This window comes from Marinobacter sp. LV10R510-11A, assembly GCF_900215155.1.
Classification (GTDB): domain Bacteria; phylum Pseudomonadota; class Gammaproteobacteria; order Pseudomonadales; family Oleiphilaceae; genus Marinobacter.
In genome coordinates, this window is the sequence record NZ_LT907980.1 from 3,195,002 (window position 1) to 3,208,476 (window position 13,475).

The window sequence follows — 13,475 nt, forward strand, 5'->3', positions numbered from 1 at the left end:
GCACTCAGACACAAAAGGATTGATTCAAACCATGTCCACACAACCCAGCACCGTTTCTGTTGTCACCCGGCTAACCGGTTTGTTCTGCCTATTGCTGGTATTCAGTGGCTGTAGCACCGTGTATTACAACGCCATGGAAAAGCTCGGTGTTGAAAAGCGCGTCACTGAGGAAAACCAGTAAGCAAAGGCTTGATGAAACCCGTGAACTTTATAACAGCCTGATTGCTCGCATGCATCAGGTAGAGACACGCATGGATCCGGTTCTGTTCCTGAAGCACAACCTTAACGCTCAAGCGATTGGCGCCCTAGAAAACGAACTGGGACAGATTCGCCAAGATGTGGATAGCCTGGTTCGCGATATGGAAGCATCCATTGCAGAATCCGAAGCCTTTATACAAAGGTTCCGTGAGGGGGCTGTTTAACTTCGGTAAAAGCCAAGTTTGCGCCGGGTTTTAACCTGGCGTGGCGAGTTTATTTATCCCTCATTTTTCAAAATTTTGCTTTTACATAACGACACACCTTTATACTAAAACTGCATTGGGCTTGAGCTACACTTCAATTTAACATTTTTTTAAATTTTCGAAGCAATTTGCCCCGGAACGCCTTTTCAAGGAGCCCTTCCCATGCGTTTAATTTCGTTGTCCGTCTTGATGTTGCTGACATTATTCAATGCATCTCAGATTTTTGCGGCTGATCGGTTGTATATCTATACCGAAAATTTCCCGCCTTACAATATGAGTACTAATGGGCGTGCGTTTGAACACAGTGCAGACAAGATTGACGGTATTTGTACGGAAAGAGCGAAAGCGGTTCTGGATCAGTCAGGCTACGACTACAGAATGAAGCTGCGCAATTGGAATTACGGCTATAACCGTGCCCTAAAAAAAGCCAATCACGGTATCTTTTGCACCACCTATACGGAGGAGCGGGCGCCCATGTTCAAGTGGGTTGGGCCTCTGGCACAGAACCTGTGGACGATTTTTGCCGCGCAGGGAAGCACGATTACGATGGACGCGCTTGAGGATGCAAGAGGCAAAACCATAGGGGGCTATCGCAACGATGTTAGGAGCGAGTACCTGTTAAAACGTGGTTATGAGATGTCTGTGATCGAAAGTGATGATCTCAATCCGAAGCGCTTGGCATTGGGCCAAATTGATCTATGGATTGCGGAACGCCTTGGAGGGCCATACCTTGCCTCTCAGCAGGATGTTGAAGGTTTGATTCCGGTGTTTTCGTTCAACGATGTTGATTTGTATTTGGCCATGAGCCTCGATACCCCCGATGAGGTTATTGAAGGCCTTAACAAGGCTCTTCAAGCCACCAAGGATAATGGAACCTTTGGTGCAATCGGGACCAAATATGGTCTTTAATTGCTGAGAGAGCGGTTAAAAAAATCCCGGGTAGTTTCTACCCGGGATAAAAAATCACCGGATATCTTTACCCGGTGAAGGCCATGTCATCTGCATGTAGTTGCATTAGGTTTTTACTGGGGCTAAGCATAGTGCTGGCATGGGTCTGTGCCCGGGGCAACAGCCGCTCGTAGTAGAATTCCGCAGTGGCCAGCTTGGCTTTATAGAACGCTTCTGATTCATCGCCCCCGTTATCCAGCCGATCCGCCGCTACCGCTGCTTGGCGTGCCCACATATACGCCATGGTCACGTAACCGCTGTACATCAGGAAATCGTACGAAGCGGAGCTGACTAAGTCCCGATCTTTGCGCGCGGCAAGCATGATGCGCACAGTAAGCAGGTTCCATTGGCCGATTAGTTTCAGCAGTTCCAATGCAAATGGGCGTAAACGGCTGTCGGTTAGCTGTTTGCGGGCAAAGTTGGCGACCCTGGCCGTAAAATCACGAACCGCGCCACCTTTGGTGGTTAACAGTACTTTGCGGCCAAGCAGATCCAGCGCCTGAATACCTGTGGTGCCTTCATAAAGCGTGGCAATGCGTGTGTCGCGGGCAATTTGCTCCATACCGTGTTCACGAATATAACCGTGGCCACCAAAAACCTGCATGCCAAGGTTAGCTGCCTCACACCCCAGTTCGGTAAGGAACCCCTTGAGGATGGGGGTCAGGAAGCCGAGCTTGTCGTCGTACTTATCTGCTTTTTTTTGGTCCCCTGCTTCATGGGCTTCTACCATGTGGTCGGCTAAACGGCCGGCGTCATAGAGCATGGCTCGACCACCTTCCGCGATGGCTTTTTGGGTCAGCAGCATGCGACGTACATCGGCGTGGTGAATCAGGCTGTCTGCTACTTCTTCCGGCTCTTTTTTGCCAGAGAGGGCGCGCATGGAACGGCGTTCCTTTGCGTAGTTTAAAGCCCATTGATAGGACAACTCAGCTGGCCCGACACCCTGAATAGCGGTACCAATCCGTGCTGTGTTCATGAAGGTGAACATGCACTCTAAGCCTTTGTTCTGTTCGCCAATCAGATAACCCGTGGCTGCATCAAAGTTCATCACGCAGGTTGCGGAGGCCTTGATGCCCATTTTCTTTTCCAGGCTGCCACAGGTGACCCCGTTGGCTTCACCTAAGTTGCCGTCTTTGTCGTGCTGTACTTTAGGCACAATAAACAGGCTGATACCGCGGGTGCCTTTGGGCGCATCCGGTAGGCGAGCCAGCACAATGTGAATAATGTTCTCGGTTAGGTCGTGGTCACCGGAGGAGATAAAAATTTTGGTGCCAGTTACTTTATAACTGCCATCGGCCTGTGGTTCAGCTTTGGTCTTTACTTGGCCCAGATCGGTGCCGCACTGGGGCTCAGTTAGGCACATGGTACCGGCCCAGCGGCCTTCCGTCATGGGTGCGAGATACGTGTCTTTTAGCTCATCAGAACCATGCAGTTGAATGGTATTCATGGCGCCGATGGACAGACCCGGGTACATGGAAAACGACCAGTTGGCGGTGCCCACCATTTCTTGTTTGAACATGCCCATGGAGGCTGGGAGGCCTTGGCCGCCGTACTCTTCGGGTGCTGACAGACCCTGCCATCCACCCATTACAAATTTGTCGTAAGCTTCCTTAAAACCTTTTGGCGTGATGACGACGCCGTCTTTCAGGGTGCAGCCTTCTTCATCACCTGGCTGAAAAAGCGGGCTCAATTGCTCTTCGCAGAACTTTGCGCATTCGTTAAGGATGGCATCCACGATATCGGGTGTGGCGTTTTCGCCGCTTTTCAGTGAGGCGTAGTGTTTTGGGTAATCAAACACGTCGTTAATCAGAAACTTCATATCACGCAAGGGCGCCTTGTAGACCGGCATAATCAATCCTCTGTATCTGTTCAAAAATCTGTATGCGGGAACGATTCACCGCCAAGTTGCCTGCTGTTTTACGGCATTCTGCCCCGGGTTCCATTGACGAAAAGCGCTTATAGCAGTGTCAGCAAAGACAGTCAGTAGGATATGGCGACACCAACCGCTGATCGAATAATCGTCTTCCGGCGTATTCACGTAATAGGACAGAACTGCGAATTTTGGTGGCGCCTAAGAATAATGAGGCCCTGTGGAGAACCCCTATGGATAGTGTAAAAAACATGCAAAACCTGTGTTCTATGATTCCCAAAGCCGGTCGGAGCTTTATACTCTTGCTGATAGCCGCTTTAGCGCTGCTGAGTGGCTGTTCCGGGCCAGCACTAACCGACTATGCAGAGCGCGGCCCCAAACTGATCCCGGAGCAGTTTTTCAACGGTGAACTTACCGCCCGTGGCGTGGTCAAGGGCTTTTCCGGAGAGGTTATCCGCACCTTTGATGCGGATATTTCTGCGTCCTGGGACAGCGCAGGAGTGGGCACTCTAGATGAAGAGTTCCGCTTTGATGATGGTGAAGTGCAAACCCGTGTTTGGACGTTGACGCCATCAGATACTGCCGACAGTTACCACGCCGATGCGGGTGACGTGGCTGAGCCGGGAATGTTGCGCTGGAGCGGTAACACCATTCATATGAATTATGTTCTCCAGATCGCCTATGGCGATGGGACCTTGGATGTACGAATGGACGACTGGATGTATCTTGTGACACCCGACACTCTCATCAACCAGACCACCATGAGTAAATGGGGAGTTGATGTTGGTGAACTTGTTCTTGTGATACAGAGAAAATAACGCCCGGCGGCGGCCGGTCTGTCTGATGGAATTGTCTATGTGGAAACAATGGCTGATCGGTTTATTGCTGGTCGTATTAGCAGTGGGTGGTGCAGTGGCTTATCGCAGCCTGAACGACCCGTCGCAGGATAAAGATACCGCTGAACGGCCGCCAAGCGTGGTAAATACCGTGCTGCCCGTAACCGATACCGTGCGTGATCAGGTCAGGGCCGTTGGCAGTTTAAATGCCGTGAATGCCGTTGAATTGACCACTGAAACCAGTGGCCGGGTTGTGGATTTTAACCTGAAATCCGGACGCCAGGTAAAGCAGGGTGACTTGCTTTTGCGGCTTGATGATAGGCAGGCCAGAGCAGATCTTGGCGTGATTGAAGCGCAACTTGCCGATGCTAAGCGCCAGTTCGAACGGGCTAGCAGCCTGCGGGATAAAAACAGCATTTCCCAGTCTCTAGTCGATGAATTGCGAACCGCTGTGGAAGTGTCTGAAGCCCAGCGCACAGCCGCTCAAGTCCGGCTAGAAAATCACCGTATTGAAGCGCCGTTTTCTGGCGTTGCGGGCCTGAGCAACATTAGTATCGGGGCCTACATCACTGCAGGAACAACCATAACGACGCTGGACTCCACATCTCGCATGGAACTGAATTTTTCCATTCCCGAGCGCTTTCTTGGCCAGATTAACCCAGGCCAAAGGGTGGAAGGAGGCTCGCCTGCCTATCCGGAGCAAGTGTTCAATGGTGAATTGGTTGAGCTAGGCACCCGCATTGACGAACTCAGTCGCTCATTGCCGGTCCGTGCCCTGATTGATAATGCCGAGGGTAGATTGCGCCCCGGGCAGTTCATGTCCGTCAGCCTGACATTGCGCGAGCGTCAGGCTCTGGTGGTGCCAGAGCAGGCGGTTATGGTTCGTGGCGATGAGCAGTATGTATTTGTCGCCGAAGACGGTGTTGCCCGGCGCGTCTCAGTTGTTCTTGGTTCGCGCATGCCGGGTCGCGTAGAGATTGCTCGCGGGCTGACGGCAGAAGACCATGTGGTGGTAACTGGCCAGGATCGACTTAGTAGTGGGGAACGGGTCCGGGTGATCGATGATGAAAACGCGATCCCGGACAACCGTTTTACCAGCGCTCTGGAGTCATAAGCGGTGGTTCTCTCTGATATTTCCATCAAACGCCCGGTCTTTGCCACGGTTCTCAGCTTGCTGATCGTGGTGTTTGGTCTGGCCGCTCTATTCGGCCTTCCGGTGCGCGAATACCCAGATATCGACCCGCCTGTGGTTTCCATCTCAACCGATTACACGGGTGCTGCCGCCGAAGTAGTGGATACCCAGATAACGCAGATCATCGAAGGAGCCATCAGTGGTATAGAAGGCATTCGTTCTATCCAATCGTCCACCCGACAGGGCGGGTCTTATACCAGTATTGAATTTTCGGCCACCCGAAATGTCGACATTGCCGCAAACGATGTGCGCGATGCGATTTCGCGAGTTAGCAATGAGCTGCCGGATGAAGCCGATCCCCCCGTGGTGAGCAAGGCGGATTCCGATGCTCGCCCAATGATGTGGGTGACCCTGCGCAGCGATATCTGGGACTCCGCCCAGCTAAGCGACTACGCCGATCGCGTTTTATCCGATCGGTTAGCGGTCGTGGATGGGGTTGCCGATGTGCGAATTGGTGGCGAGCGCCGCTACGCCATTCGAGTGTGGCTCGATCGAGAGCGCCTGGCCGCCCGGGATATCACCGTTTCCGAAGTAGAGGCGGCATTGCAGGCCAATAATGTGGAGTTGCCAGCCGGTTCGGTAGATTCGTCCACCCGCAACTTTACGGTACGGGCAAAAGGCCGCCTGACAACCGTTGAAGAATTCCGCGAATTGGTGGTCCGTCGCGATGGCAACCAGTTGCTGCGCCTGGGAGAGGTTGCCGATGTGCGCATGGGCGTGGAATCCGATATTGGCCGTTTGCGGGCCAACGGCCAAACTGCGATTGGCTTGGGGATTATACGCCAGTCCAAAGCCAATACCGTTGCGGTATCGGATGCCGTCCGGGCCGAGCTGGAGAAAATCCGGGAAACCTTGCCTCCGGAAATAACGATTACCGAAAGCTACGACGAATCTATCTTCATTCGGGCTTCCATTCGCGAGGTGATGATAACTCTGGCGATCGCGGTCTCGCTGGTTATTCTGGTTATATTCCTGTTTCTGCGTTCCTGGCGTGCCACCCTGATTCCCGCCGTGACCATTCCGGTGGCGGTGATCGGTGCGTTTATCGGCCTCGGTTTTCTGGGCTTTTCCATCAACGTGCTCACTCTACTGGCAGTGATACTCGCCATCGGACTGGTGGTGGATGATGCCATCGTGATGCTGGAAAACATCCAGCGTCGCATCGATAAAGGTGAACCCCCATTGCTGGCGGCATACCGTGGTGCAAGGCAAGTCGCTTTTGCGGTGATTGCGACCACCCTGACACTGGTAGCAGTGTTTGTGCCCATTTCGTTTATGGGCGGCAATATAGGTCGGTTGTTCGCGGAATTTGGCTTCACTCTGGCGGCCGCGGTTGTGGTGTCCAGCCTGGTGGCGCTTACCCTGGCACCCATGCTTTGCTCAAAGTGGCTCAGGCCCAGCCCTCAAGGCACAGAGGGGCATCGCTTTTGGGCGGCCAGCGAGAAAGTTTTGAACGGCCTCACCAGCGGTTATGAACGCTTGCTGCGATTCTCCCTGAATCAGGCGGGCCTGGTGCTGGGTACTGGGTTGGTCGGGTTGGTTATTGCTGCCGTGATATACCCGGAACTGCCCCAGGAGCTGGCGCCTACCGAGGACAGGGGCGTTATTATCATGCCCGCCAGTGCTCCCAAAGGAGCCACCGCCGAATACACCGATCACTATGTTAAGCAGGCAGAACAGAAACTGCTGCCCTATTTGGAGGATGGAATCGCCAGCCGGATGTTGTCGATTGTTGGCTTTCGGGGCAGAGAAGACAGTGCGTTCATCATTATGGGGCTGGCCCCCTGGGAAGAGCGAGAGATCAAACAGCAGCAGGTTACCAAGGAAATTCGCGACAGCTTTAACACTATTTCAGGTATTCGCCTGGTCGCGATAAATCCCCCAGGCTTAGGCCAACGCGGGTTCAGTCAGCCAGTTGAGTTCGTGGTCGCCGGGCCGGATTATGAATCCGTGCAGGCCTGGAGTGACGAACTAGTAGAGCGAGCGAAAGAGAACCCCAATTTGCTGAACCTGCAAACAGACTTCGAGCTCACCCGGCCGGAACTCAGTATTGCCATTGATCGTGAGCGTGCTGCGGATTTGGACATTACCATTCGGGATGTCGGCCTTACCCTGCAAACCATGCTTGCGTCTCGCAAGGTAACCACCTATCTGGAACGTGGCCGAGAATATGACGTGATCATGCAGGCGGATGATGCCAGCCGTGCCACGCCATCCGACCTTGGCCAGATTTTCCTGCGCCCAAGAGAAGGCGGCAACCTGATTCCTTTACAGGCATTGGTGTCGATAACGGAAAAAGGGGCAAACCCCGATCTTCGCCGTATCGACCGCCTGCCTGCCGTGGTAATAAGTGGGTCTCTTGCGGATGGTTACGATCTTGGCTCGGCACTCACCTACCTGAACACCCTTGCGGTAGACACACTGCCGCCAGAGGCACGGCTAAGTTATCAAGGGTTGAGCCGGGAATTTCAGGAATCCTCTTCGGCGATTTACGTCACCTTCGGGCTGGCGTTTATTATCGTGTTCCTAGTGTTGGCGGCCCAGTTTGAAAGCTGGATTCACCCGTTGATTATCATGCTCCCGGTGCCGCTAGCCGTAACCGGTGCGTTGCTGGCGCTATGGTGGAGTGGCATCAGCCTGAACATATATAGCCAGATCGGAATTATTATGTTGCTTGGGCTTATGTCGAAAAACGGCATATTAATTGTGGAGTTCGCCAACCAGCTTCGAGATGAAGGCTACGCAGTAAAAGACGCTATTCTAGAAGGCGCGTCCTTGCGTTTCCGGCCCGTGCTGATGACCACTATCTCCACGATCTTTGGTGCGGTGCCCTTAGTAATCGCCACGGGTGCGGGCGCCGAGAGCAGGGCGGCCATCGGTATGGTGATCTTGGGCGGGCTGATTTTTGCGACCACACTTACGCTGTTTATCATCCCGGTGCTTTACAATCTGCTTGCCGGATTTGCCAAATCGGCCAACGCGATTGAACATGAGCTGGAACGCCAGGCGTCGTTGCCCCAGGCCAGCTCGTCAGATTAATGAAAGATCTGGCGTAACTCAGCAACCCGGATGTTTTCATGGCCAAGCACAGTCAGTTCCGTTTACTGGGGCAGCGGCGTTTTTTGCCGTTTTATCTCACCCAGTTTTCCGGGGCGTTCAATGACAATCTCTACAAAAACGCGCTTCTGTTACTGATTGCCTACCAGACTAGCGGCCTGTTCGGGCTTTCGGTGAACACGGTGATCAATCTGGCCGCCTTTCTGTTTATTCTGCCGTTTTTCCTGTTTTCGGGCATTGCCGGGCAGATGGCCGACCGCTATGAGAAAGCCGCGATTATCCGCAAGGTAAAACTGGCCGAGATCGGGATTATGACCTTTGCCTCCTTGGCGCTTTGGTTTGGCTGGTATGAAGGCTTGCTGGTGCTGCTGTTTTTGATGGGCACCCAGTCCACCTTCTTCGGCCCGGTAAAGTACGCCATTCTGCCGCAGGTGCTTGGCGATGATGAGTTGGTGGGTGGCAACGGCTTGGTCAGTGTGGGCACTTTTGTGGCTATTCTGCTCGGCACCATCGCAGCAGGCTTGCTAATGGGCCTTGCGGCGGCAGCAAAGCTTACGGCGGTAGGCGTGCTTGTGATGGCGGTTCTGGGCTATCTGGCGGCGCGGCAGGTACCAGAAACCGGCACAGCCGATACCGGTCTGGCAGTGCGCTTCCGACCGATTCGTGAAACCTGGCACCTGATGGGTGTGGCTGCTGAACGCAAGCCGGTGCTGTGGGCGATTCTGGCCATTTCCTGGTTCTGGTTTCTTGGTGCCGCCTATCTCACCCAGTTTCCCAACTTTGCTAACAGTAATTTGCAGGGTGATGAAACCGTGGTCACCCTGCTGCTTTCCATGTTTATTGTAGGCATCTCCATCGGATCGATGATGTGCGAGCGCCTTACCCGGCACCGCATCACCCTGGCGCCCGTGCCTTGGGGAGCCCTTGGCCTGAGCCTGTTTGGCGTGGATTTGTTTTTCGCGGTGCCGGCAAGCCCGGAGCCATCCACTTGGTGGACGCTGGTTACAGATCCAGCTTATATCCGCGTGTTGCTCGATCTGGTGGGTATAGGCGTGTGTGGAGGCTTGTTTATTGTTCCACTTTACGCCTTTATTCAGCATGAAACCCCACAGCTTAAACGGGCTCGAATCATTGCTGCACTGAATGTGATCAATGCTTTGTTTATGGTGGTAAGTGCACTTACAGGAATTATTGTGCTCGGGGTTCTCGAAGTGAGTATTCCTGGGTTCTTCCTACTGCTGTCTGTGATCAACGGGCTTTTGCTGATAGCCGCGTGGCGCCTAAGGTGGAGAGCCTAGTCCGAATCTGTGGATAATTAGTTGCATAAGCTGCGCATAAGCTCTGAGTGGTTTTTTTAAAATTGAATTTAAACAATAAGTTAAGTATCAATAAAGGGCTCCTAATGAGGGCTCTTTTATGTGGATAACTTTATTGAAAACTTTTGTGAGAAGAGCCGGGCAAGCCCATGAAAACCCGGTGATTTCGGTTTTCAATAATGCGAAAAACAATGGGGAGGACGGGTTTTCCCCGGTCCATGTTGCCCACGTGTTTCTATTCGTAACCGTTTCTGGTTAAAATTTGCACATTCTGACTGCAATTTTGCGAGCGAAACGTTATACTCCCCGCCCTGTTTTTATCCCCCGAATTCCGAGGTGAACTGTGGATTTTCCAACCCGTTTCGATGTCATTGTCATTGGTGGCGGCCATGCTGGTACCGAAGCCGCATTGGCGGCGGCGCGTATGGGCTCACAAACCTTACTGCTGACCCACAACATCGAAACGTTGGGCCAGATGTCCTGTAACCCGGCCATCGGGGGCATTGGCAAGAGCCATTTGGTGAAGGAAATCGACGCCCTTGGCGGTGCCATGGCGCATGCAACAGACTTGGCTGGCATTCAGTTTCGTGTACTCAATAGCCGGAAAGGCCCAGCAGTGCGGGCGACCCGTGCCCAGGCTGACCGGGTTCTGTACAAGGCAGCTATACGCCACACCCTCGAAAATCAGCCCAACCTCACTCTGTTTCAGCAGGCTGCGGACGATCTGATTGTAGAAAACGATCAGGTTACCGGTGTGGTGTCTCAAACCGGCATCCGGTTTAACGCCAAAACCGTGGTACTGACCACTGGTACCTTCCTTGGTGGCGTTATCCATATTGGTATGCAGCAGCATTCTGGCGGCCGAGCCGGCGATGCGCCTGCCAATGCGTTGGCTCAGCGTTTACGGGAACTGCCTTTTAACGTAGGCCGGCTGAAAACCGGCACACCGCCGCGTATTGATGCCCGCAGTGTCGATTTCTCGGTGATGCAGGAACAGTGGGGCGACAATCCCGCGCCGGTCATGTCTTTTGTAGGCAGCCGGGATCAACACCCAGAGCAGGTTTGTTGTTACATAACCCGCACCACTGAGCAAACCCACGATATTATCCGCAGTGGTTTTGACCGTTCGCCCATGTTTGCCGGTAAAATTGAAGGCATTGGGCCGCGCTATTGTCCGTCTATCGAAGATAAGGTCAGTCGTTTTGCCGACAAGGATTCCCACCAGATATTTGTGGAGCCCGAAGGCCTGACCACCCATGAGCTTTATCCGAATGGCATTTCCACCAGTTTGCCGTTTGATATCCAGCTTGCGGCGGTGCGCACGATTCCCGGGTTTGAGAATGCTCATATTACCCGGCCCGGCTATGCCATCGAATACGACTACCTGAACCCGCAGGATCTGCGCCACACCCTAGAAACCAAGTTTATTCAGGGTCTTTATTTTGCTGGCCAGATCAACGGCACTACCGGTTATGAAGAAGCCGCTGCCCAAGGTTTGCTGGCGGGCATTAACGCTGCCCTGCGCTCACAGGATAAGAGCGAATGGTACCCGCGCCGGGATGAAGCCTATCTTGGAGTATTGGTGGACGACCTGATCACCATGGGCACCAGCGAGCCTTACCGCATGTTTACCAGCCGAGCGGAGTACCGTCTTATTCTGCGTGAAGACAACGCCGACCTGCGATTGACAGAGACCGGCCGCAAGCTGGGCTTGGTAGATGACCAGCGCTGGGAAAAGTTTAGCAATAAGTTTGAGGCGATCACCTCAGAGCGCAGCCGTTTGGAATCCACCCGTATTCACCCTTCAACGGAAGCGGGCGATCGTGCCAACGGTTTTCTCAAGCAGCCTATGACCCGGGATCACACCTTGGCGGAGCTGCTTCGTCGCCCGGAAGTTGTGTATAGCAATATTGCTGAAATAGGTGCCGCCCAAGCGGATGATCCTGTTGTGGCGCAGCAGGTCGAGATTGAAATCAAGTACGAAGGCTACATTTCGCGCCAGAGCGATGAAATTGAGCGCATGCGCCGGAATGAGAACACCGCGCTGCCCATAGATCTGGATTACGATGTAATTGGCGGCCTGTCCAACGAAATCAGACAAAAACTGAAAGAGGTGCGCCCCGAGACGGTTGCCCAAGCATCGCGAATTCAGGGTGTTACGCCGGCGGCGATCTCGCAGATTTTGGTGAAGTTGAAAAAGCGCGATCTTCTGCGCAAACAGAGCGCCTGAACACTGCCATGACCCAAACACTCTGGCCACGCCAGCTCCGGGAAGGGCTGGCTGAGATGCAGCTTTCCCTCAGCGAACGTCAGCAACAACGGCTGCTGACATTTCTGGCCCTGCTCAATAAGTGGAACCGGGCATACAACCTTACGGCCGTGCGCGACGAGGGAGAAATGGTCTCCCGGCAGTTGCTCGATAGCCTCAGCATTTTGCCCTGGGTAACCACGGAACATCTGCTCGATGTGGGTGCAGGCGGCGGGTTACCGGGTATTCCTTTGGCGATAGTACTGCCTGAACAGCGCTTCACGCTGTTGGACAGCAACGGCAAGAAAACCCGTTTTCTGCACCAGTGTGTGCTGGAACTTGGCCTAAAAAACGTGGACGTGATCCATGGCCGTGCCGAAGACTGCAAGCCCGAGCAACCGTTCAGCCAGATCAGCAGCCGGGCGTTTTCCTCGCTGGATACTATGGTGAGTTGGTGTGACACGCTGTTGGCAAATAAAGGCAGCTTCCTTGCCATGAAAGGCCAGTATCCGGATGATGAGGTGGCTGCCCTTCCTGCTGGCTGGCAGGTATCATCCAGTCATTCCCTTAACGTTCCCGGTGCCGGGGGTGAAAGACACCTGCTAGTTGTGGCTCGGACAGAGCAATCCCAGTAGAGAGCAACTTCAGTAACCCGCAACTGTATTCGGCAGCTGTATTCAGTAACTGTATTCAGTAACAAGGAGGCGACAGACATGGCGCGCGTGATTGCAGTAACCAATCAAAAAGGCGGTGTGGGAAAAACCACCACCTGCGTCAATCTTGCCGCCTCACTGGCCGCCACCAAACGCCGGGTTCTGCTGGTGGATATGGACCCCCAGGGCAATGCCACTATGGGCAGTGGTGTGGATAAAAGCGGGCTGCAACTCTCGGGCTACGATCTGCTAACCAAGCGTGCCACGGCCGCAGAGGTGATCATCGCGGCGGAAGCTTCCGGTTTCGACATTATGCCTTCCAACGGCGATCTGACCGCAGCCGAAGTGGCGCTGATGAACGAAATTGGGCGGGAGCACCGGCTAAGGCTCGCGCTCAATAGCGTTCGTGATAACTACGATTATATTTTGATCGACTGCCCGCCGTCACTCAGCCTGTTAACGGTGAATGCGCTCTCCGCGGCAGACTCGGTGCTTATCCCCATGCAGTGTGAGTACTATGCTCTGGAAGGCCTGGCGGCCCTGATGAATACTGTGGAGCAGATCCGAGAGACGGTTAATCCGAGCCTAGAAATGGAGGGTATTCTCAGAACCATGTACGACCCTCGGAACAGCCTCACGCTGGATGTGTCTAGTCAGCTTAACGAGTATTTTGGGGATAAAGTCTATCGCGCGGTTATTCCTCGTAACGTACGCTTGGCCGAAGCACCTAGTTATGGGCTGCCGGCTCTGCAATATGACAAGACATCCAAAGGCGCGATTGCGTACTTGGCGCTGGCCGGAGAAATGGTGCGTCGTCATGGGGCAAAAAAGACATCGGCTCAAGTTGCGGTGTAACATACCACCTCTTCTTTTTTTACAAATGCACAACGACTA

The 13,475-nt window shown here is 53.6% G+C and carries 11 protein-coding genes; 10 read left to right on the forward strand and 1 reads right to left on the reverse strand.

The features are described from left to right. The first annotated feature begins 31 nt into the window (after window positions 1-31). The 3 genes from CPH80_RS22640 (at window position 32) to CPH80_RS15325 (ending at window position 1,370) form a co-directional block, all read left to right on the forward strand. On the forward strand, window positions 32-181 hold the full coding sequence (locus tag CPH80_RS22640; RefSeq protein WP_227520201.1) for a DUF2959 domain-containing protein: 150 nt from the start codon (window positions 32-34) through the stop codon (window positions 179-181). Beyond that, window positions 147-422 (forward strand): DUF2959 family protein, encoded by a 276-nt coding sequence (locus tag CPH80_RS15320; RefSeq protein ID WP_227520202.1) that lies wholly within the window; start codon window positions 147-149, stop codon window positions 420-422. The genes CPH80_RS22640 and CPH80_RS15320 overlap by 35 nt, the downstream gene beginning before the upstream one ends. A gap of 201 nt (window positions 423-623) precedes the next feature. Then, a complete protein-coding gene (locus CPH80_RS15325; RefSeq protein ID WP_096279136.1) occupies window positions 624-1,370 on the forward strand; it encodes a substrate-binding periplasmic protein in 747 nt (248 codons plus the stop codon). A gap of 67 nt (window positions 1,371-1,437) precedes the next feature. On the opposite strand, the gene CPH80_RS15330 is transcribed toward CPH80_RS15325, so the two are convergent. Next, window positions 1,438-3,258: an acyl-CoA dehydrogenase C-terminal domain-containing protein gene (locus CPH80_RS15330; protein ID WP_096279138.1), complete on the reverse strand. Its 1,821-nt coding sequence runs from the start codon at window positions 3,256-3,258 to the stop codon at window positions 1,438-1,440. A 290-nt stretch (window positions 3,259-3,548) separates the two neighbouring features. On the opposite strand from CPH80_RS15330, the gene CPH80_RS15335 reads away from it, so the two are divergent. The 7 genes from CPH80_RS15335 to CPH80_RS15365 all read left to right on the forward strand — a co-directional run bounded on the left by CPH80_RS15335 (window position 3,549) and on the right by CPH80_RS15365 (window position 13,436). After that, complete coding sequence (locus CPH80_RS15335; RefSeq protein ID WP_264754844.1) at window positions 3,549-4,097, forward strand: DUF3833 domain-containing protein; 549 nt, start codon at window positions 3,549-3,551, stop codon at window positions 4,095-4,097. 37 nt (window positions 4,098-4,134) lie between these two features. Next, window positions 4,135-5,229 (forward strand): efflux RND transporter periplasmic adaptor subunit, encoded by a 1,095-nt coding sequence (locus CPH80_RS15340; protein ID WP_096279140.1) that lies wholly within the window; start codon window positions 4,135-4,137, stop codon window positions 5,227-5,229. A gap of 3 nt (window positions 5,230-5,232) precedes the next feature. Then, window positions 5,233-8,346 carry an efflux RND transporter permease subunit gene (locus CPH80_RS15345; RefSeq protein WP_096279142.1) on the forward strand — a complete coding sequence of 1,038 codons (3,114 nt, stop codon included), beginning with the start codon at window positions 5,233-5,235 and terminating at the stop codon, window positions 8,344-8,346. A gap of 38 nt (window positions 8,347-8,384) precedes the next feature. Next, on the forward strand, window positions 8,385-9,662 hold the full coding sequence (locus CPH80_RS15350; protein WP_096279144.1) for an MFS transporter: 1,278 nt from the start codon (window positions 8,385-8,387) through the stop codon (window positions 9,660-9,662). Between the two features lie 361 nt (window positions 9,663-10,023). Next, window positions 10,024-11,910 carry a tRNA uridine-5-carboxymethylaminomethyl(34) synthesis enzyme MnmG gene (gene mnmG / locus CPH80_RS15355; RefSeq protein WP_096279146.1) on the forward strand — a complete coding sequence of 629 codons (1,887 nt, stop codon included), beginning with the start codon at window positions 10,024-10,026 and terminating at the stop codon, window positions 11,908-11,910. 8 nt (window positions 11,911-11,918) lie between these two features. Further along, window positions 11,919-12,563, forward strand: a complete 645-nt coding sequence (rsmG, locus tag CPH80_RS15360; protein WP_096279148.1) for a 16S rRNA (guanine(527)-N(7))-methyltransferase RsmG — start codon at window positions 11,919-11,921, stop codon at window positions 12,561-12,563. Between the two features lie 78 nt (window positions 12,564-12,641). After that, on the forward strand, window positions 12,642-13,436 hold the full coding sequence (locus CPH80_RS15365; RefSeq protein ID WP_096279149.1) for a ParA family protein: 795 nt from the start codon (window positions 12,642-12,644) through the stop codon (window positions 13,434-13,436). The last annotated feature ends 39 nt before the right edge of the window (window positions 13,437-13,475 follow it).

Bases quoted from the DNA above. Each gene is read 5' to 3' on its own strand.
- CPH80_RS15340 (WP_096279140.1), top strand. From the start codon at position 4,135: ATGTGGAAACAATGGCTGATCGGTTTATTGCTGGTCGTATTAGCAGTG.
- CPH80_RS15350 (WP_096279144.1), top strand. From the start codon at position 8,385: ATGGCCAAGCACAGTCAGTTCCGTTTACTGGGGCAGCGGCGTTTTTTG.
- CPH80_RS15365 (WP_096279149.1), top strand. From the start codon at position 12,642: ATGGCGCGCGTGATTGCAGTAACCAATCAAAAAGGCGGTGTGGGAAAA.
- CPH80_RS15335 (WP_264754844.1), top strand. From the start codon at position 3,549: ATGATTCCCAAAGCCGGTCGGAGCTTTATACTCTTGCTGATAGCCGCT.
- CPH80_RS15325 (WP_096279136.1), top strand. From the start codon at position 624: ATGCGTTTAATTTCGTTGTCCGTCTTGATGTTGCTGACATTATTCAAT.
- CPH80_RS15330 (WP_096279138.1), bottom strand. From the start codon at position 3,258: ATGCCGGTCTACAAGGCGCCCTTGCGTGATATGAAGTTTCTGATTAAC.
- CPH80_RS22640 (WP_227520201.1), top strand. From the start codon at position 32: ATGTCCACACAACCCAGCACCGTTTCTGTTGTCACCCGGCTAACCGGT.
- rsmG (WP_096279148.1), top strand. From the start codon at position 11,919: ATGACCCAAACACTCTGGCCACGCCAGCTCCGGGAAGGGCTGGCTGAG.